This is a genomic window from Pseudomonas sp. HD57-3, assembly GCF_056113135.1.
The window spans coordinates 4,942,799-4,962,229 of the sequence record NZ_CM148568.1 but is presented as its reverse complement, the minus strand read 5'-3'; the positions used below and the strand labels follow the sequence as shown (position 1 = coordinate 4,962,229).

Annotated in this window: 13 protein-coding genes; 9 read left to right on the top strand and 4 right to left on the bottom strand. The window is 61.2% G+C overall.

The window, feature by feature from the left end; all coding sequences use genetic code 11:
• Position 1 precedes the first annotated feature (1 nt).
• Positions 2–1,774, bottom strand: a complete 1,773-nt coding sequence (locus AC0R79_RS22320; protein WP_236189721.1) for an N-acetylglutaminylglutamine amidotransferase — start codon at positions 1,772–1,774, stop codon at positions 2–4.
• A 297-nt stretch (positions 1,775–2,071) separates the two neighbouring features.
• Between AC0R79_RS22320 and AC0R79_RS22315 the strand changes: the two genes are divergently transcribed.
• The gene (locus AC0R79_RS22315; protein ID WP_474731728.1) at positions 2,072–6,904 is read left to right on the top strand and encodes an NEL-type E3 ubiquitin ligase domain-containing protein; all 4,833 of its coding nucleotides are present in this window, start codon (positions 2,072–2,074) and stop codon (positions 6,902–6,904) included.
• Between the two features lie 24 nt (positions 6,905–6,928).
• On the opposite strand, the gene mnmC is transcribed toward AC0R79_RS22315, so the two are convergent.
• A complete protein-coding gene (gene mnmC / locus AC0R79_RS22310; RefSeq protein ID WP_474731726.1) occupies positions 6,929–8,908 on the bottom strand; it encodes a bifunctional tRNA (5-methylaminomethyl-2-thiouridine)(34)-methyltransferase MnmC2/FAD-dependent 5-carboxymethylaminomethyl-2-thiouridine(34) oxidoreductase MnmC1 in 1,980 nt (659 codons plus the stop codon).
• Between the two features lie 173 nt (positions 8,909–9,081).
• Between mnmC and pap the strand changes: the two genes are divergently transcribed.
• Together pap and AC0R79_RS22300 are read left to right on the top strand one after the other, a co-directional pair.
• Positions 9,082–10,596, top strand: a complete 1,515-nt coding sequence (pap, locus tag AC0R79_RS22305) for a polyphosphate:AMP phosphotransferase (protein WP_221533145.1) — start codon at positions 9,082–9,084, stop codon at positions 10,594–10,596.
• Between the two features lie 102 nt (positions 10,597–10,698).
• A complete protein-coding gene (locus tag AC0R79_RS22300) occupies positions 10,699–11,883 on the top strand; it encodes a thiolase family protein (RefSeq protein WP_474731724.1) in 1,185 nt (394 codons plus the stop codon).
• Between the two features lie 129 nt (positions 11,884–12,012).
• Here AC0R79_RS22300 and AC0R79_RS22295 read toward each other — a convergent pair whose 3' ends face one another.
• A complete protein-coding gene (locus AC0R79_RS22295; RefSeq protein ID WP_474731723.1) occupies positions 12,013–12,207 on the bottom strand; it encodes a DUF6316 family protein in 195 nt (64 codons plus the stop codon).
• Positions 12,208–12,422: 215 nt separating this feature from the next.
• On the opposite strand from AC0R79_RS22295, the gene AC0R79_RS22290 reads away from it, so the two are divergent.
• Positions 12,423–13,382, top strand: coding sequence for a DMT family transporter (locus tag AC0R79_RS22290; protein WP_474731722.1), 960 nt, complete (start codon positions 12,423–12,425; stop codon positions 13,380–13,382).
• Positions 13,383–13,504: 122 nt separating this feature from the next.
• Here the strand turns inward: AC0R79_RS22290 and AC0R79_RS22285 are convergent, their stop codons facing one another.
• Positions 13,505–14,899 (bottom strand): class II fumarate hydratase, encoded by a 1,395-nt coding sequence (locus AC0R79_RS22285; RefSeq protein ID WP_474731721.1) that lies wholly within the window; start codon positions 14,897–14,899, stop codon positions 13,505–13,507.
• A gap of 193 nt (positions 14,900–15,092) precedes the next feature.
• Here AC0R79_RS22285 and AC0R79_RS22280 point away from each other — a divergent pair, with 193 nt between their 5' ends.
• The 5 genes from AC0R79_RS22280 to AC0R79_RS22260 all read left to right on the top strand — a co-directional run bounded on the left by AC0R79_RS22280 (position 15,093) and on the right by AC0R79_RS22260 (position 19,430).
• Positions 15,093–15,611 carry a DUF2059 domain-containing protein gene (locus AC0R79_RS22280; protein WP_007950895.1) on the top strand — a complete coding sequence of 173 codons (519 nt, stop codon included), beginning with the start codon at positions 15,093–15,095 and terminating at the stop codon, positions 15,609–15,611.
• Between the two features lie 12 nt (positions 15,612–15,623).
• Positions 15,624–15,923, top strand: coding sequence for a BolA family protein (locus AC0R79_RS22275; RefSeq protein ID WP_007950896.1), 300 nt, complete (start codon positions 15,624–15,626; stop codon positions 15,921–15,923).
• A 117-nt stretch (positions 15,924–16,040) separates the two neighbouring features.
• A complete protein-coding gene (trhO, locus tag AC0R79_RS22270; protein ID WP_096821010.1) occupies positions 16,041–16,982 on the top strand; it encodes an oxygen-dependent tRNA uridine(34) hydroxylase TrhO in 942 nt (313 codons plus the stop codon).
• Between the two features lie 35 nt (positions 16,983–17,017).
• The gene (locus AC0R79_RS22265; protein WP_474735166.1) at positions 17,018–17,620 is read left to right on the top strand and encodes a DsbA family protein; all 603 of its coding nucleotides are present in this window, start codon (positions 17,018–17,020) and stop codon (positions 17,618–17,620) included.
• A complete protein-coding gene (locus AC0R79_RS22260) occupies positions 17,613–19,430 on the top strand; it encodes an ABC transporter ATP-binding protein (RefSeq protein WP_039770577.1) in 1,818 nt (605 codons plus the stop codon). The genes AC0R79_RS22265 and AC0R79_RS22260 overlap by 8 nt, the downstream gene beginning before the upstream one ends.
• Position 19,431 lies beyond the last annotated feature (1 nt).

Here is a 19,431-nt window from a genome sequence, read left to right as displayed (position 1 = left end):
ATCAGATTCCTTGTTCGCTGAGCCACAGATTCAGGGCCGCCAGTTGCCACAGCTTGGAGCCGCGCAGCGGGGTCAACTGACCTTGTGGATCGGTCAGCAGTTTGTCGAGCATGGCGGGGTTGAACAGGCCGCGATCCTGACTCGGATCGAGCAGCAGTTCGCGCACCCAGTTGAGGGTATCGCCCTGCAAATGCTTGAGGCCCGGCACCGGGAAGTAACCTTTCTTGCGGTCGATCACTTCGCTCGGGATGACCAGTCGCGCAGCTTCTTTCAACACTTGCTTGCCACCGTCCGGCAGTTTGAACTTGCCGGGTACACGGGCCGACAATTCCACCAGGCGATAGTCAAGAAACGGCGTACGCGCCTCCAGGCCCCAGGCCATGGTCATGTTGTCGACGCGTTTGACCGGGTCGTCCACCAGCATCACCGTGCTGTCCAGACGCAAGGCCTTGTCGACCGCCGCATCGGCGCCGGGCTGTGCGAAATGTTCCTTCACGAAGTCACCGGCAGCGTCATTCGCTGTCAGCCATTTCGGCTGCACCGTGGCGGCGTAGTCGTCGTAGCTGCGGTCGAAAAACGCCTCGCGATAAGCCGCATACGGATCGGCCGCGCCGTCCACCTGCGGATACCAGTGATAACCGGCGAACAACTCGTCGGCGCCCTGGCCGCTCTGCACTACCTTGCAATGCTTGGCCACTTCGCGGGACAGCAGATAGAAGGCGATGCAGTCGTGGCTGACCATCGGCTCGCTCATGGCGCGGAACGCGGCGGGCAGTTGCTCGATGATTTCTCTTTCGTCGATACGCAGTTGGTGATGCTGGGTGCCGTAATGCTTGGCGATCAGATCGGAATACTGGAACTCGTCGCCGCGCTCGCCGCCGGCATCCTGGAAACCGATGGAAAAGGTCGACAGGTTTTCCACGCCGACTTCGCGCAGCAGACCGACGAGCATGCTCGAATCGACGCCGCCGGAAAGCAGCACGCCGACATCCACCGCCGCCCTTTGGCGGATCGCCACGGCTTCGCGGGTGCTGTCGAGCACGCGGTCGCGCCAGTCTTCGAGAGTCAGGTTTTTCTCGTCGTCGTGTGGGCCGTAGGGCAGGGTCCACCAGGTTTTCTGCTCGGTGGTGCCGTCCGCTTCAATGCGCATCCAGCTCGCGGGTGGCAGTTTTTCGATGCCCGCCAGCAAGGTGCGCGGCGCAGGCACCACGGCGTGGAAATTCAGGTAATGGTTGAGCGCCACCGGATCGAGGATCGGGTTGATGTCGCCGCCCTTGAGCAGCGCGGGCAGTGCCGAGGCAAAACGCAAACGCTGGCCGGTGCGCGACAGGTACAGCGGCTTCACACCGAGACGGTCGCGGGCGATGAACAGGCGCTGGGCATCGCGCTCCCAGATGGCGAAGGCGAACATGCCGTTGAGTTTCGGCAGCAGCGCTTCGCCCCAGGCGTGATAACCCTTGAGCAGCACTTCGGTGTCGCCGCCGGAGTAGAACGCATAACCGAGCGCTTCAAGTTCGGCGCGCAGTTCCGGGAAGTTGTAGATCGCGCCGTTGAAGGCCAGGGACAGGCCCAGTTGGCTGTCGATCATCGGCTGCGCCGAGCCGTCCGACAGGTCCATGATTTTCAGGCGTCGATGGCCCAAGGCAATCGGCCCCTGAGCATGAAAGCCCCACGCGTCGGGGCCGCGAGGCGCCAGGTGATGGGTGATTCGCTCGATGGCTGCAAGGTCTGCAGGTTGTTGATCAAAACGTAACTCGCCAGCTAATCCGCACATAAAGTCCTTACCGGTTTTTCCGTTGGGGAGGGTGTCGCTGCACCGCGCCGAAATGGCCGGTACCCAGAAACTGACCCGGTGCGGATGTGGGAGTTTTAGAACGATCAGTTATAAGCGTGTTGGCCTGACCGGTGGCCCATTAACAGCTTGGGTGAAGGGGGAGGTAGTAGATAAGTATTCGAAACATAAGGATTGCTGGTTGTTTCCCGGCCCGAACGGGCAGTTATTCGTGTTTTTTATTCGGCGGCGGGATCGATAGGGTGGAAGGGACTCAACAGCAATAAAGGAATATTGCCCATGTCCACTACACCCGCGTCGATCGCACCGATCGCCCTGACGGAAAAACAGAAACTGAGCTTTTTGCTGGAAGCCACCGGCGATCTGGACACCGCCACGGCCTTGCAGAAAAACTTCCCCTCCGTGCTGCTCAATGCCAGTGCCGACACATTGGCGGCACTGGACAAGACCGCCTGTGACCTGCACGCCATCCAGGCCCAGGTCGAGACAGACTTGAGCCGGCTGCAGTCGCTGAAAAGCTTTTGCATCGCGCAATTGAAATACGCCCTGACCAAACGCTGGTCAGCTGTGTTCGATGTCGAGAAAGACCACCTCGAGTTACCGGGAAGCTATTGCGGTTGCGAGCCGGTAACGCCACCGGGCGGCGGAGCGAAGGTCATGCCGTCGGCTACCCCGACTCTGCTGGAAGCGGCGATGCAGAACTTCACGCAAGATGAGGCGCAGGCCGATTATTTCCCCGAGGGCAGCGTTGTACGGATTGCCAGCACGCCTGACGGTTTACCCGGCCTGACCCCGGCGGCGTTCGCTGCGCTCTGCCGGGAGCTGGATCTGGGGCAGCAATACCAGGCGCATTTTCAACAGGTGTTTGGCGTCAAGGAGGTCGATGGCAGCAGGGTCGCCACCGGTCCGATGGTTCGCAATATCACTGTGATGAAAAAGCAGATGCTGAAACTGGATCTGCACCTGGCGCTGATGAAGGAACACGTCTCCCGGGACGGTTTTCAGACGGTTCAGCGCCTGATCGACGCCGGTGGCATAGCTGATGCCAAAAGCCTTCAGTTCAAGGGGCGACCGCTGATCATGCAGGGCATCGAAGCGCTCGACAGTTGCCTCTGGGGTGTTGTGGTCTTCTCCGAAAAATCGGTCGAGCTGGATCCGGATCAATGGTGTCTGGTGTACATGCCCGGGGAACCTGACCAGCCCCTCTACGAGTACGCGAGTTTCACGGCGTTCATCGCATATCTGGAGTTCAAACTGGGAGTCGGCAGTTACAAAAGTTACTTCACCCACTGCATCGGCGAAGTCGACAAGGTCGAGTTTTTCAAGACGTTTGCGGAGACCGATAGCCTGGGGCACGTCAAACAATTGGAAATGCCCGGCCCGCTGTTCGATTTCATGCTCAAAAGTCATGTCGGCAAACTGCAACTCGACGCCCGTGCGCTTGCCGTGCCGACTGCCGATGTCGATGAGGAGGAGCGCAAGAAACGTTTGATCCAATACCTGGAAATCGGCATGACGATCGCCAACGTGGCGGGATTCGTCGTTCCGGTACTGGGGCAACTGATGATGGGCGTGGCTATCGGACAAATGCTGGCCGAAGTGTACGAAGGAATCGAGGACTGGAATCGCGGCGACCGCCAGGAAGCTTTTTCACACCTGCTCAGTGTCGCGGAAAACCTTGCCCTGATGGCCGCCGTGGGTGCCGGCGTCAAGGTCTTGAAGTCCCTGGCGATCAAAACCGTTCAAAAACACCCGGATTTCTTTCAGCCCTTTACCGCCATTCTCGACCGCAGTGGTCAGTCCCGATTATGGAAGCCGCAACTGAGCGCCTATGAACAGCCTCTGCCTGTCGAAGAGGGCCTCGAACCTGACACGACGGGCTTGTATCAGGTCAACGGCAAGACTTTCGCCCGCATCGACGATCGCACTTATGCCGTGGCGCTGGATCCGGCTTCGAAGACCTGGCGGATTCAGCACCCTGTCCGTCCACAGGCGTATGCGCCGACGCTCAAGCCCAGCCGAAACGGTGGCTGGCGTCATGCCTCGGAGCCGAGCGAGCAATGGTCCGGCGCCTATACCCTCAAACGCATCGATCCGCAGTTGGCGAGTCTGGACGACAGTCGACTGGAGATGATCCGGCGGCTGACCGATACGCGCTTCGACGAACTGCATCGCTTGAGCGATGACAGCCTGCCAATAACGCCTCGTTTACGAGACATGATCGAGCGGTTCGCTCTCGAGCACCGGGTGCGTGACTTCGTTGCCGCCATGGAGCGTGGCGAAGCGACCGATGCACGGCATGCCCAGGAACAGTTGCAGGCACTGCCAAGGCTTTCCGGTTGGCCGCAGGATCGCTACATCGAGGTCGTTGATGAAAAAGGGGAGATCACCGAGACCTTTCCTCCCGGCTCGATTGAAGATGACACCCTGAGCGTCATTGTCAGCAACGATCAGTTGGAGAAGGGCGAGTTGCTGCAGACCGTCATCGACGGTCTGTACCCCAAAGAGGTCGAAGCTCTGGTCGGCGCTGACGTTGCGCTGACCGATCGGGGGGTGAAACTGGCGAAAGTCATCGGGGCGGCGGTCAAGGCTGATCGTCGTTCGACGTTCGATCATCTGTACCGGCGCTATGACCAGACGCTGGACAGTGAGGTGCTCAAGACCAGAGCGGCTTATCCCGACGTACCGACGCGTTACGCACAGGAACTGATCCGTCAGGCGTCGAGTGTCGAACGCGCGCTTCTGCGCACCACCGGACGAGTGCCAATGGGCCTGGCGCAGCGCTTGAGCGAGGCCGCGAGCAATGTTCGCCTGGATCGGGCGCTGACCGGGTTCTACCTGGCTGAAGTCGCCAACGCCGATACCGAAAAACTGGCCATCGGCTTGTTGCCGCAACTCGAGGGTTGGGATCCGCAGCTTTACCTGGAATTGCGGGCTCAGTCACTCAAGGGAGACCTGCTTGAGACCCTCGGCAAGAAACCGCTCACTGCCGGAAATTCGCTGACGCTGGTCAGGCTCGATGAGGGCTATGAGGCGTTTGACAGCCAGGCTCGATCACTCGGAAAAACCCAGGGGACGGACAGCCTCTATCAGGCGATCCTCAAAGGCCTTTCTCCTCCGCAGGCCAAGGCAATTGGACTGGCAGAGGCCAAGCCCGAAGACAGTTGGCGTTTGCGAAGCCGGTTACTTGACACCGCACTGGATGAGCGTGAGGGCTGTAACCGCGTCTTGAACGGCGACAGGTTCGAGCCACCGGCCCCTGAACCGGCATGCAGGCTTTCCGATCCACCCGCTGAAGCCACGCATCATCCGCAACGCCTGTTGCGCAAGGTGAAAAAACTCTACCCCTTGTTTTCCGATATCCAGGCCCGTGAGTTTCTTGATCAGTTGGGCGCAGACCATCTGACACGCGCACTCAGGGTCAGGCAATTGCAGGATGACCTGGCGCGCCTGCGAGAGGTGCTCGATACCTGGATGGACGATACCGTGGCCATCAAGGCTCAGGGCGGGATATCGAGTGAAGTGCGCGAATGCCGGCATCTCGTGGCGTACGAGATCGAAGACAGTTTTCGCCGGCTGGTTTTCCTGCCCGACGAGTATTACCGTCCGGCCTATGGCCTGAAGCTCGATGGCATGCGGTTTGGAAAGCTGCCGATCCTGCCGCCCGGGCTGAGCTTCGATCACGTGAGGCATCTGTCACTGCAAAACATGCAACTGGACAATGATGTCGCGTATTTCCTCAAAGCCTTCAAAAACCTCGAGACACTTGAGCTGGGTCGCAACAGGCTCACCCAGTTGCCGGAGGCGGTCTCGCTCATGCCGAATCTCAGGCGTTTGGGCCTGATGCACAACCGTCTTCAGATGACCGAGCATGCCCTGGTGAAATTGTCGCGAATGCGCAATTTGCAAAGTCTGGACCTGAGCGAAAACCCTCTGGGGGCGACGGTGGACGTCAGCGGGATGTTCGAGCTGTCTGACCTGAGCGTACGCAATACCCGCACCACGGAACTACCCAAGGGGTTGCACCGTTTGCCAAACCTGGATCGGGTAGATCTGCGCGACAATGACATTCGCGATTTACCACAGTGGCTGTTTGAAACACCGCGGCGCTTCAGTGAAACGATCAATCTGCGCAACAACCCGATTTCCGCTCTCAGCAGTACTCATCTGGAGAACTACCGCAAGAAAATCGGGGTCGGCATGGGGTATCTGGAAAACGATATCGCGCGCCTGGATGAACACCAGGCACGTTCGATCTGGCTGACCGAAACCGGAGGAACGGTGGGTTCAAGGCGGCTGCAAACATGGAACGCGATCAAAGACGATCCGATGGCTGAAGGCCTGTTTCATTTGCTGGCGGAGCTGGGTAATACCGCTGACTCCGAGTTCGTGCGAGAGGATATGTCCAGGCGGGTCTGGGCGGTGCTTGAGGCGACGCAGGCCAACGCCGAACTGCGCGAGCAGATTTTCAATCTGGCGGCCAACCCGATCAATTGCACGGATAGCGCAGCGCTGAACTTCAGTCATCTGGAGGTCGCCGTGCATGTGCGCAATGTATTGCGCTTTGCCGGTGAGAGGCAGGTCTCCCCGACGGTCCTGATGAAGCTTGCCCGAGGCTTGTTCCGGCTTGAGCAAATCGACTTGATAGCGGCGGAACACGCCCGGGATCAAGGATCCCCCGACCCTCTGGAAGTGACCCTTGCGTATCGCACGGGGCTGGCACGGGCGTTCGACCTGCCTGGGCAGGCGGCGCATATGCGTTACAGCGAACTGGCTGATGTGACGAGTGATGAATTGATAGCGGCGCTCCACCGAATCCAGACGGCTGAACTGTCCTCCAGCTGGGTGAAGTTTCTGGTTCGCCAGCCGTTCTGGAGTGACTACCTGAAAACCCGTTTCGCGCAGCAGTTCGAAGACGCCATTGCCCCTCACCATGAGGAAGTTCAGGCACTGTTCGAAAAAGCTGAGGAGCTCACTTCTGCCGACTACCTGAGTGAAATGGGTCTGTGCACCTCGCGTAAGCAACAGACCGAGAACGCCCTGTTGCAACGCTTGACCCTGCGTATCGCGGAGCAGATCGAGCGGGGCACCTGCATCGTGCCCGGTGACTGACGGCGACCGGACAGTGCGCCCGGTTCACTTGCCGCGAATCAACTGGCGCAGGGCGAAGCGGTTGGGGTGACAGGCCTCGGCGACACTGCGCGGCAGCGGCAGCGGTTCGTTGTCCAGCCACGCGGCCAGCAACTCGCCAGACAGTGGCGCGGTGATCAAGCCGCGTGAACCGTGGCCACTGTTGACGTACAGGCCATCCAGCCACGGGCAGGGAATGTCCGGCACTTGCCGGGCATCCTTGCTCAAGGCGCGATAGGCCTCGGTGAAGGCTTCGCGATCGGCGAGCGGGCCGACAATCGGCAGGTAATCCGGGCTGGTGCAACGGAAGGCGGCGCGGCCCTCAAGGCTGTCGGCGTCGAGTTCGCCGATGTGCAGGCGCGCGACCAGATCCGTGGAGATCTCTTCGAGCATCGCCAGATTGCCCAGGTGTTCGGCGGTGGTCGGGGTCAGGTCGTCGCTGTTGAAATCGAAACTGGCGCCGAGGGTGTGTTCGCCCAAGCGTGCCGGTGCGACGTAACCTTCGGCGCACACGACAGTGGTCAACGCCTGGCTTTGTGTGGTCTGCGTCAGCCGGGTGATCTGCCCGCGAATACGCTTGAGTGGCAGGTCGGCACTCTGGGGGAAACGCTTGATTTCGGCGGCACCGGCCAGCACCACGACGGGTGCTGTTGCGATCAATTGTTCACCGTCGAAGGCTTGCCACTGACCGTCGATTTTGCGCAGCTCCACGGCTTCCTGATGGGTAAGCAGCGTGACGCCCGGTTGTGCGGATTGCGCCTGACACAGCGCTGGCGGATGCACCCAGCCACCCTCGGGATAATACAAACCACCATGGGCCAGACCGACCCCGGCACGGGCCTGCGCTTCGGGTTGATCGAGCCATTGCAGAAGGTCTTCGGGGAACGCCGCCGCCAGTTGTGCCTGACGCTCGCGTTCCTTTTCATTGAACGCCAGTTGCAGCACGCCGCAGTCGTCCCAATCGGTGCCGCGTTGCAGGGTTTCCAGCAGACGTCGGGTGTAGCCGAAACCGCTGACGATCAGCTGCGACAGGGCGGTGCCGTGGGCGGACAGTTTCAGGTACAGCACGCCTTGCGGGTTGCCCGAAGCTTCCTGTGCAACCGCGTCATGCCGTTCCAGCAGACTGACCTGCCAGCCCCGCGCCGCGAGGCTGGCAGCGGTGGCACAACCGGCAAGACCGGCGCCGATCACCAGAGCACTACGCTCATCGCTCAACGGAGCCGGACGGGCGAACCACGGTTTTTCGGCGGCGGGGGGCGCAACGTCCTCGGGCCAGCCGAGAAATGTGCCGCGCAGGATCTCCCACTTGTGGCCGATGCCCGGCGTGCGCTTCATCTTGAAGCCGGCGGCGTTGAGCAGGCGCCGTACCCAACCGGTGCTGGTGAACGTGCTGATGGTCGAGCCGGGCGCCGCCAGCCGCGCCAGTTCGGCAAACAGTTCGGCAGTCCACATCTCCGGGTTTTTCGCCGGGGCGAAACCGTCGAGAAACCACGCGTCGATCTGGCCGTCCAGTTGCGGCAACTGCTCCAGTGCATCGCCGATCAGCAGCGTCAGGGTCACACGACCGTTATCCAGAACAATGCGCTGGAAACCTTGATGAATTGCCACGTAATGCTTGAGCAACTGATCGGAGAATGGCTTCAGTTCGGGCCACAACGCCAGCGCCCGTTGCAGGTCGGCAGGGCTCAACGGAAATTTTTCGACGCTGACAAAATGCAGCCGCGCACCGGCCACCGCGTGTTGTTGGAACAACTGCCAGGCGCAGAGAAAATTCAGCCCGGTGCCGAACCCGGTTTCACCGATCACCAGTCGCCCACCCGCCGGCAGCGCGGCAAAACGCTCGGCCAGACGGTTCTGTTCGAGGAACACGTAGCGGGTTTCATCCAGCCCCGACTGGTCGGAAAAATACACATCGTCGAACACTCGCGAACGCGGGCGTCCCTGGTCATCCCAGTCGAGTTGGGCGTGGGGCATTACAGGTTTCATGGCAGGCTCGGCAACGACAAGGCGGCCATTCTAGCCGATCACGCAGGCGGCGCTTGATCCATGGCAAGCCTTGCTGACGATGACTCAAGGACAATCCGCCGCCGGCGGGAATTTCTGTGCCGCGTCAGAGCCCAATCCGCTAGTCTTGCTGAATCCTGGAAGGAGCCGTCCCTATGTTCGAATCCGCTGAAATCGGTCACGCCATCGACAAAGACACCTACGAAGCCGCCGTGCCCGCCCTGCGTGAAGCGTTGCTTGAAGCCCAGTTCGAGTTGCAGCAGCAGAAGCGTTTCCCGGTGATCATTTTGATCAACGGCATCGAAGGCGCCGGCAAGGGCGAGACGGTGAAGTTGCTCAACGAGTGGATGGACCCGCGCCTGATCGAAGTGCGCACCTTCGATCAGCAGACCGATGAAGAGCTGGCGCGACCACCGGCCTGGCGCTACTGGCGGATGCTGCCGGCTAAGGGGCGGATGGGGATTTTCTTCGGCAACTGGTACAGCCAGATGCTGCAGGGCCGGGTCCACGGCTTGTTCAAGGACCCGCGTCTGGATCAGGCGATTGCCGGCGCCGAGCGCATGGAAAAGATGTTCTGCGATGAAGGTGCGCTGATCTTCAAGTTCTGGTTCCACCTGTCCAAGAAACAGATGAAGGCGCGGCTCAAGGCCCTGGCCGATGACCCGCTGCACAGCTGGCGCATCAGTCCGCTGGACTGGCAGCAATCTCAGACCTACGACAAGTTCGTCAAATACGGCGAGCGCGTGTTACGTCGCACCAGTCGCGATTACGCGCCGTGGCATGTCATCGAGGGTGTCGACCCGCACTACCGCAGCCTGACGGTCGGCAAGATTCTGCTCGAAGGCCTGCAAAACGCCTTGAAGCGTCCCGATGTGCATCCGCACGATGTCAGTGCCCAGCCGCTGGGCTCGTCGGTGGATCAGTTGAACCTGCTCGACAGCCTCAACCTGACTCAGCGTCTGGAAAAGAAAGATTACGAAGAGCAATTGATCACCGAGCAGGCGCGGCTGTCCGGCCTGATGCGTGACAAGCGCATGCGCCGGCATGCGCTGGTGGCGGTGTTTGAAGGCAACGATGCGGCGGGCAAGGGCGGTTCGATTCGTCGAGTGGCGGCGGCGCTTGATCCGCGCCAATACAGCATCGTGCCGATTGCCGCGCCGACCGAAGAGGAGCGGGCGCAGCCGTATCTGTGGCGGTTCTGGCGGCACATCCCGGCGCGGGGCAAATTCACCGTGTTCGACCGCTCGTGGTACGGCCGGGTGTTGGTGGAGCGGGTCGAAGGCTTTTGCAGCACCGCCGACTGGATGCGTGCCTATGGCGAAATCAATGACTTCGAGGAGCAACTGGCCGACGCCGGGGTGATCGTGGTCAAGTTCTGGCTGGCCATCGACAAGGACACGCAGATGGAGCGCTTTCAGGAGCGCGAAGAAATCCCGTTCAAGCGCTTCAAGATCACCGAAGACGACTGGCGCAACCGTGACAAGTGGGACGCCTACCGCGCCGCCGTGGGCGACATGGTCGACCGCACCAGCACCGAAATCGCGCCGTGGACCCTGGTCGAGGCCAATGACAAGCGCTGGGCCCGGGTCAAGGTGCTGCGCACGATCAACCGGGCGCTGGAAGAAGCTTTCGAAAAGTCCGACAAGCGAGCCAAGAAGCACAAGGACTGAACCGATGGGCCCGCATACGCGAGGTGAATGATTGTCGCCGTCGGCGATTGGGTGGACTTATGCTCGGTCCACTCTCAACCGACTGCAACAATGAGGTATGCCATGCGTGAAGTGGTGATCGTCGACAGCGTACGGACCGGCCTGGCCAAGTCCTTTCGCGGCAAGTTCAACCAGACCCGTCCCGATGACATGGCGGCCCATTGCGTCAATGCGTTGCTCTCGCGCAACGACATCGACCCGGCCAGCGTCGAGGATTGCATCGTCGGCGCCGGCTCCAACGAAGGCGCCCAGGGCTACAACATCGGCCGCAATGTGGCGGTGCTCTCGCAATTGGGTACCGGCACCGCCGGCATGACCCTCAACCGTTTCTGTTCTTCGGGCTTGCAGGCGATTGCGATTGCCGCCAATCAGATCGCGTCGGGTTGCAGCGACATCATCGTCGCCGGCGGCGTCGAGTCGATCAGCCTGACCCTGAAAAGCGTCAACACCGATCACCTGATCAACCCTTTGCTCAAGCAGCAGACCCCCGGCATCTACTACACCATGGGCCAGACCGCCGAGGTGGTGGCGCGTCGTTATGGTGTCAGCCGCGAGGCGCAGGATCGTTACTCGCTGCAAAGTCAGATCCGCACCGCCCAGGCGCAGGCAGCCGGCCTGTTCAGCGATGAAATCGTGCCGATGGCGGTGAAGTACCGCGTTGAAGACAAAAACAGTGGTGAAGTGCAGGTCCTCGACGGCATCGTCGATCACGACGACTGCAACCGCCCGGACACCACTTATGAGAGTCTCGCCGGGTTGAAACCGGTGTTCGCCGAGGACGGTTCGGTGACCGCCGGCAACTCGTCGCAGTTGTCCGATGGCGCCTCGATGACGCTGGTGATGAGCCTGGAAAAAGCCCTGCAACTGGGGCTCAAGCCGAAAGCGTTTTTCCGTGGGTTCACCGTGGCCGGTTGCGAGCCGGACGAAATGGGCATCGGCCCGGTGTTCTCGGTGCCGAAACTGCTCAGGGCCAAAGGCTTGCAGGTGGCGGATATCGATCTGTGGGAATTGAACGAAGCGTTCGCCTCGCAGTGCCTGTACGCCCGTGATCGTCTGGAAATCGACAACGAGAAGTACAACGTCAACGGCGGCTCGATTTCCATCGGTCACCCGTTCGGTATGACCGGCTCACGCCAGGTCGGGCATCTGGTGCGCGAGTTGCAGCGGCGCAATCTGCGTTACGGGATCGTGACCATGTGCGTGGGCGGCGGGATGGGCGCGACCGGGTTGTTCGAAGCCGTGCGCTAAGTCCGGGAATTTGTTTTGCTCTCTCGATAACTTTCGCGAGCAAGCTCGCTCCCACAGTTGACCCTATTCTTATTGAAGGAATGTGATCGAATGTGGGAGCCAGCTTGCTCGCGAATGGGGCGACCGGATCTACCTGCCAGAATCCCGCAACTGCATCCGCGCGATATACGCGCGGATTTCCTGCTCGGCTTTCTCGTGGCTGTCGAACGGCCCTTCGAGGGTGTTTTCCCGGGTGCTGAAATACAGTTCGCCGTTGACCCGGCACACGCGGTCGCTGCGAAAGTGCGTGGCGGGGGCGGTGTCCTGGGCGCGCATGCCTAACATGACGGGGTCTCCTTGGTGAGTGATGTCCCGGGCTGGATCCAATCAGCTTATGCCTGAACCACTTACCTTGCCCGGGCAGCCGATCAACGGCCCATCGTCAATTTTCTGCTGCGACCTGCACAGTTTCATTTGCGGCTGGAGCGCAACTGTCCCTGTGTCGGGCAGGGTCTGTGCGCCTAGAATGAGCGCTCCTGTCTCTGGCGCTTGGGGTTCTCATGCACGTTTCATCGGGTCGTTGGGTGTACGGCATGTTCCTGGCGTTGTTGACGGCGTTTCTGTGGGGAATCCTGCCGATCAAGCTCAAGCAGGTGCTGGTGGTGATGGACCCGGTCACGGTGACCTGGTTTCGCCTGCTGGTGTCCGGCGGCTGTCTGTTCCTTTATCTGGCGGCGACCAAACGCTTGCCGAGTCGCAAGGTGCTCGGGCCTAAGGGCGGCTGGCTGGTGCTGATGGCGGTGCTCGGGCTGGTGGGCAACTACGTGCTGTATCTGATGGGCCTGAACCTGCTCAGCCCCGGCACTGCGCAATTGGTGGTGCAGATGGGGCCGATCATGTTGCTGATCGCCAGTCTGTTCGTGTTCAAGGAACGCTTCAGTATCGGTCAGGGCATTGGCCTGGCGGTGCTGCTGATCGGATTCGCCTTGTTCTTCAATCAGCGTCTGGCTGAATTGCTCACCTCTTTGTCTGACTACACCGCTGGCGTGTTGCTGGTGCTGTTGGCGTCGACCGTCTGGACCTTTTACGCGCTGGGGCAGAAGCAACTGCTGACCGTGTGGAATTCGCTGCAGGTGATGATGGTGATCTACCTGTTCTGCGCCCTGTTGTTGACGCCTTGGGTGCATCCGCTCGAAGCGCTGTCACTGAGCCCGCTGCAGGGCTGGCTGCTGCTGGCGTGCTGCATGAACACCCTGATCGCCTACGGCGCGTTTGCCGAAGCACTGGCGCACTGGGAAGCTTCACGGGTCAGCGCGACGCTGGCGATCACGCCGTTGGTGACGTTCGGTGCGGTGGCCGTGGCGGCCGGGGTGTGGCCTGAATATGTGCACGCCGAGCAAATCAATCTGCTGGGGTATGGCGGGGCGGTGCTGGTGGTGCTGGGTTCGGCGCTGGTGGCGCTCGGGCCTTCGCTGATTGCCGGGCTCAAGGCGCGGCGGATGCGCATGGCAGCAGGTTAACCGAGTCATCGTTCTTCGCGAGCAAGCCCGCTCCCACTTTTAACCGCATTCCTGACATGGGATTGCGGTCAACTGTGGGAGCGGGCTTGCTCGCGAAGACTGACTTACAGACGCTGCAGATCTCAGCCCTTGGCGCCGGCCTCGACCATGTTTTCCGGCCGCACCCAGGCATCGAACTCCTCATCGGTCAGATAACCCAGCTCCAGCGCCGCTTCGCGCAGGGTCTTGCCTTCGCTGTAAGCCTTCTTGGCGATTTCCGCCGACTTGTCGTAGCCGATGTGCGGGTTCAGCGCCGTTACCAGCATCAGGCCGCGTTCCAGATGTTTCGCCATGACTTCGGCGTCCGGCTCAAGCCCGGCGATGCAGTGCTGCTGGAAGTTGCTGCAGCCATCGGCCAGCAGACGGATCGATTGCAGCAGGTTGTGGATGATCACCGGTTTGAACACGTTCAGTTGCAGGTGACCCTGGCTGGCGGCAAAACCGATCGCCACGTCATTGCCCAGCACCTGGCAGGCGAGCATCGACAGCGCCTCGCACTGGGTCGGGTTGACCTTGCCGGGCATGATCGAACTGCCCGGCTCGTTGGCCGGCAGGCGCACTTCGGCAAAACCGGCACGCGGACCGGAACCCAGCAGGCGCAGATCATTGGCGATTTTCATCAGCGCCACGGCGAGGGTTTTCAGGGCACCGGACAGCGTGGTCAGCGGCTCATGGCCGGCGAGGGCGGCGAACTTGTTGGGCGCGGTGACGAATGGCAGACCGGACAACGCCGCCAGTTCAGCGGCAATCGCTTCGCCGAAACCGTGGGGCGAGTTGAGCCCGGTGCCGACCGCGGTGCCGCCCTGTGCCAGTTCGCAGACTGCCGGCAGCGCCGCGCGAATTGCCCGTTCGGCGTAATCCAGCTGCGCTATGAAGCCGGAGAGTTCCTGGCCGAAAGTGATCGGCGTGGCGTCCATCATGTGGGTGCGACCGGTCTTCACCAGCTTCATGTGCCGCGCCGACAGCTCGGCCAGGCCACCCGACAGCTCGGCGATCGCCGGCAGCAGTTGGCCCTGCACCGCTTGCGCGGTAGCGATGCTCATGGCGGTAGGGAAGCAGTCGTTGGAGCTCTGCGAGCGGTTGACGTGATCGTTGGGGTGCACTGGCGTCTTGCCGCCACGCGGGTTACCGGCCAGTTCGTTGGCGCGGCCGGCAATCACTTCGTTGGCGTTCATGTTGCTTTGGGTGCCGCTGCCGGTCTGCCAGACCACCAGCGGGAACTGGTCGTCATGCTGGCCGTCGAGCACTTCGTCGGCGGCCTGTTCGATCAGGCGGGCGATGTCGGCAGGCAGGTCGCCGTTGCGGTCGTTGACCCGGGCCGCGGCTTTCTTGATCAGGGCCAGGGCGTGCAGTACCGGCAAGGGCATGCGTTCCTGACCGATGGCGAAGTTGATCAGCGAGCGTTGCGTCTGAGCGCCCCAGTAAGCGTCGTCCGGGACCTCGATCTGGCCCAGGCTGTCGGTTTCGATACGGCTCATCGTGCACACTCCTGTTGGTCTGTTTGCGCAGTTTAGGCCGGTGTCGGCCCGGGTGGTTCCCTCCAGTCGATTGTTGACCGGCAAATCCCCGCCAATCAAGCGCGGCAAGGCCCGGGGGTTGAGCCGCAGCGTTATTCAGGCGCAGAATGGTCGCCCTTGGGGTTTTACCTCGCCTAGCTGAAAAGGAAACTCGATGACTCGTCTTCGTGCCATCTGCACCGCGGTTGCCCTGGTTTGCGCCAGCGGCCAGGTGCTTGCCGATACCGCCAGCCACAACGCCAGTGCCGAAGCTTTCCTGACCCTGGCGCACGCTGACAAGCTGGGCACTCCTGTGTACATGCAGGTTCAGCAAATGTTCGCCCAGCGTTTTGAACAGACCAAGGCGCCGGAATCCAAGAAAGCCGTTCTGGATACCTACCAGGCCAAGGCCAACGCCGCTCTGGATCAGGCCATTGGCTGGAACAAGCTGAAACCGGACATGGTCAAGCTCTACACCAGCAACTTCAGCGAGTCCGAGCTCAAAGACCTGGTCGCGTTCTACCAGTCGCCACTGGGCAAGAAAGTCCTGGAAAAAATGCCGCAGCTGACTCAGCAATCGGCCCAGATGACCCAGGCCAAACTGGAAAGCGCCGTACCGGTGGTCAACAAGCTGCTGGACGACATGACCAACGAGCTGGCACCGAAAGGCGCAGCTCCGGCCAAGAAGAAGTAAGCGGAGTTCGTGATGACCATGCAACAACGCATCGAATCGACGCTGGCGCTGCTTCAGCCTGAGCATCTGCAAGTGCTGGACGAAAGCCACATGCACAGTCGCGGGTTGCAGACCCACTTCAAGGCAGTGGTGGTCAGTGCGCAGTTCGAAGGCCTGAACCGGGTCAAGCGCCACCAGAAAGTCTACGGCACGCTCGGCGAGCTGATGGGCGAGTTCCATGCGTTGGCGCTGCACACCTACACCCCGCAGGAATGGGCAGAGACAGGCGTCGCTCCGGCGTCGCCGACCTGTGCCGGCGGCAGCAAGCATTGAGCCTTGCAGCAATGAACTGAGGTTTTTTGCTAGAATCCGAAACGCGCCGCTTACCCGGCGCGTTTTTTTTCGCATCCGGTTCACCCTTTACGAGGGTAGCCACCTGGAGAAATACCCATGACACAACCGATTGTCGTGGCGGCACTGTACAAGTTCGTCACCCTCGAAGATTACGTCAACCTGCGCGAGCCCCTGCTGCAAGCGATGGTCGACAACGGCATCAAAGGCACCCTGCTGATCGCCGAAGAAGGCATCAACGGCACGGTTTCCGGCAGCCGTGAAGGCATCGACGGCCTGCTGGCCTGGTTGCGCAACGATCCACGCATGATCGATATCGATCACAAGGAATCGTACTGCGACGAGCAGCCGTTCTACCGCACCAAGGTCAAGCTCAAGAAAGAGATCGTGACCCTGGGCGTCGAAGGCGTCGACCCGAACAAGAAGGTCGGCACCTACGTCGAGCCGCAGGACTGGAACGCGCTGATCAGCGACCCGGAAGTGCTGCTGATTGACACCCGCAACGATTACGAAGTCTCGATTGGCACCTTCGAAGGCGCCATCGATCCGAAAACCACCAGTTTTCGCGAATTCCCCGACTACATCAAAGAACACTTCGATCCGGCCGTGCACAAGAAGGTCGCGATGTTCTGCACCGGCGGCATTCGCTGCGAAAAAGCCTCGAGCTACATGCTCGGCGAAGGCTTCGAAGAGGTTTACCACCTCAAGGGCGGCATCCTGAAGTACCTCGAAGAGGTGCCGCAGGAAGAAACCAAATGGCAGGGCGACTGCTTCGTCTTCGACAACCGCGTGACCGTGCGTCATGACCTGAGCGAAGGCGACTACGATCAGTGCCATGCCTGCCGCACCCCGGTCAGCGTTGAAGATCGCGCCTCCGAGCATTACGTGGCCGGCATCAGCTGCCCGCACTGCTGGGACACCCTGAGCGAGAAGACTCGCCGCAGTGCAATCGACCGCCAGAAGCAGATCGAACTGGCAAAAGCGCGCAACATGCCGCACCCGATCGGCTACAACTATAAGCAAGCATCCACCGAGGCTTAATCATGTCTGCACGCCTGCTCTATGTGATGGATCCGATGTGTTCGTGGTGCTGGGGATTTGCCCCGGTGGCCAAGGCATTGGTGGAGCAGGCGCAGACAGCCGGGGTGGAACTGCACCTGGTGGTCGGCGGGTTGCGCACCGGCAGTGGTGCGGCGCTGGAGCCGACCACCCGCCGCTACATTCTCGAACACTGGCAGGCGGTCACCGAGGCCACCGGCCAGCCGTTCAAGCTGGAAGGCGCGTTGCCGGACGGCTTTGTCTACGACACCGAACCTGCCTGCCGGGCCATCGTCACCGCACGCAGCCTGGCACCGGATTGCGCGTGGAAACTGGTCGGGTTGATCCAGCACGCGTTTTACGCTGAAGGTCGCGATGTCACCCAGGCCAGCGTTCTGGTGGAGTTGGCGGAGAAGGCCGGCGTCCCGCGCATCGAATTTGCTGCCCTGTTTGATCACGCCGATCAACACAAGGCGACCCAGGCCGATTTCAGTTGGGTGCAGGATCTGGGCATCGCCGGATTCCCGACCCTGCTCGCCGAACGCAACGGCCAACTGGCGTTGCTGACCAACGGCTACCAGCCGCTCAGTGAACTGTCGCCGTTGCTCGGTCGATGGCTGGAGCGCGCGGCCTGTGTCTGACCCGGCCGATGACACGCCAGCCGTCAAGCGTGTCGACCGGCTGAGCTGGGCTGAAGTCCGGCGACTGGCACTTCATCACAAAAAATCCCTGTGGATCGCCAACGGCGTGGCCGTACTGGCGACGCTGTGCAGCGTGCCGATTCCGCTGCTGTTGCCGTTGCTGGTGGACGAAGTCCTGCTCGGCCATGGCGATGCTGCGCTGAAAGTCATGAACCATGTGCTGCCTTCGATGTGGCAGCAAGCGGCGGGCTATATCGGCCTGATGCTGGTGGTGACGCTGACCCTGCGCTGCAGCGCCCTGTGTTTTGGCGTGTTGCAGGCGCGGTTGTTTGCGCGGCTGGCCAAGGACATCGTTTATCGCATTCGCGTGCGTTTGATTGAACGACTCAAACGGATCTCCCTCGGCGAATACGAAAGCCTGGGCAGCGGCACGGTCACCACGCACCTGGTCACCGACCTCGACACCCTCGACAAGTTTGTCGGCGAAACCCTCAGTCGTTTTCTGGTGGCGATGCTGACGCTGGTCGGCACCGCCAGCATCCTGATGTGGATGCACTGGAAGCTGGCGCTGCTGATCCTGTTGTTCAACCCGTTGGTGATTTACGCCACCGTGCAGTTGGGCAAGCGGGTCAAGCACCTGAAGAAACTGGAGAATGACAGCACCTCGCGCTTCACTCAGGCGCTGAGCGAAACCCTCGATGCGATCCAGGAGGTGCGCGCCGGCAACCGCCAGGGCTTCTTCCTCGGACGGCTGGGTTTGCGTGCGCAGGAAGTGCGCAACTACGCGGTTAACTCGCAGTGGAAGACCGACGCCTCGAACCGCGCCAGCGGTCTGCTGTTCCAGTTCGGCATCGATATTTTCCGCGCGGCGGCCATGCTGACGGTGTTGTTCTCCGACCTGTCGATCGGCCAGATGCTCGCGGTGTTCAGCTATCTGTGGTTCATGATCGGCCCGGTCGAACAACTGCTGAACCTGCAATACGCTTATTACGCGGCGGGCGGTGCGCTGTCGCGGATCAACGAACTGCTGGCCCGCGCCGACGAGCCGCAATACCCCGGCGGCGTCGACCCGTTCAAGGGCCGTGATACGGTCGGGATTCAGGTGCAGGGTCTGAGTTTCGGTTACGGCGACGAACTGGTGCTGGATCAGTTGAACCTGTCCATCGCCCCCGGTGAGAAAGTGGCGATTGTCGGCGCCAGTGGCGGCGGCAAAAGTACTCTCGTGCAATTGCTCCTGGGCCTGTATACGCCGCTGGCCGGGACGATCCGTTTCGGCGGATCGACCCAGCAGGAAATTGGCCTGGAAACGGTTCGGGAAAATGTCGCGGTGGTGCTTCAACATCCGGCGCTGTTCAACGACACCGTGCGAGCCAACCTGACCATGGGCCGTACCCGCAGCGATGAAGCCTGTTGGCAGGCACTGGAAATCGCCCAGCTCGAGCCGACCATCCGCGCCTTGCCGGACGGGCTGGACAGCATCGTCGGCCGCTCCGGCGTGCGCCTGTCGGGCGGTCAGCGGCAGCGGCTGGCCATTGCCCGGATGATCCTCGCCGAACCCAAAGTGGTGATCCTCGACGAGGCGACGTCAGCCCTCGATGCCGCCACCGAATACAACCTGCACCAGGCCATGGCGCGGTTCCTCCATGGCCGCACCACGCTGATCATTGCCCACCGCCTGTCAGCGGTGAAGCAGGCGGACCGGGTGCTGGTGTTCGACGGCGGGCAAGTGGCTGAGGATGGCGACCACCAGCAACTGATTGCCGATGGCGGGTTGTACGCCAAGCTTTATGGGCATTTGCAGCGGTTGTAGT